Source organism: Actinoplanes sp. NPDC026670 (assembly GCF_040638175.1).
Lineage (GTDB): Bacteria > Actinomycetota > Actinomycetes > Mycobacteriales > Micromonosporaceae > Actinoplanes.
Genome location: NZ_JBEZXU010000217.1, coordinates 1 through 1,082 on the forward strand (window position 1 = coordinate 1; position 1,082 = coordinate 1,082).

Annotated in this window: 1 protein-coding gene and 1 pseudogene; both read right to left on the reverse strand. The window is 68.7% G+C overall.

Annotation, left to right across the window (positions count from 1 at the left end; translation table 11 throughout):
- Positions 1–804, reverse strand: a pseudogene (locus tag AB0E94_RS53215) (cation-transporting P-type ATPase); the annotation flags it as partial.
- Positions 801–1,082 (reverse strand): metalloregulator ArsR/SmtB family transcription factor (locus tag AB0E94_RS53220; protein WP_360344675.1); only part of this gene is annotated, 282 nt, incomplete at its 5' end. The pseudogene AB0E94_RS53215 and the gene AB0E94_RS53220, both read right to left, overlap by 4 nt.

The following is a 1,082-nucleotide window of genomic DNA, read 5'->3' on the forward strand; positions in this document are numbered from 1 at the left end:
CGCGGCGAGAATCATGATGCCGGGTACCAGCGGTTTGGCGATCCGGTCGGCGAGCCGCTGGGCGGCACCCTTGCGAGACTGCTCGGCCTCCACGATGCGCACGATCCGCGCCAGAGAGTTGTCGGACGCGGTAGCGGTCACCTGCACCTCAATGGCACCGGTGCCATTGATCGAACCGGCGTAGACGGCATCACCAGGATTCGCCTCAACCGGCACGGACTCACCGGTCAATGCGGACACGTCGAGCGCGGAACGGCCCGTGCGGATCACACCATCGGTCGCCAGGCGTTCACCGGGCCGCACGAGCAGCAGATCACCAACGCGCAACTGGGCGGGGTCGATGGTGACTTGCGCCCCTTCGCGAAGGACTGTCGCCTCAGCGGGTACGAGGTTGAGCAGCGCCCGCAGGCCGCGCCGAGTCCGGGCGACGGAGTACTCCTCCAAGCCTTCGCTGATGGAGTAGAGGAACGCCAGCATGGCGGCCTCGGTGACCTCGCCGAGCACCACCGCACCGACAGCGGCGATCGTCATCAAAGTGCCGACGCCGATCTTTCCCTTGGCCAGGCGTTTCAGGGTGTTCGGCACAAACGTCCACGCGCCGACCAGCAACGCAACAGTGTTGAGGCCGATGCCAACCGGGCGCGGGGCGTCGACCAGCCCGGCGATGAACCCGGCGAGCAGAAACACCCCGGCGACGGCAGCAGCCCGCAACTCGCTGACCTGCCACAGCCGCTCGGGCTCGCGCTCCTCCTCGGCACCTTCCACGCGGGGTTCGTCGTCTCCGCAGCCGCACGCGTCGCTCATCGCACAGCCTCCTCGTCGCCGATCCCGGTACCGTCAGGGCCGTAGTTGGGGCACAGCGCCACCGCATCGCCGGTGGCGGCCAGCAACTGCTCGGCGCTGGCGAGCAGATCGAGCAACTCAGGCCGGGCCAACGAGTACACCGACGCCCGGCCGACCGGCCGATAGTCGACCAGGCCACAGTCACGCAGACACGCCAGATGCTTCGACACCGTCGACTGAGCCAGACCCAGCTCGCCGGTCAGGTCCACCACCCGAGCCTGCCCCCGGGCCAGCCGCTG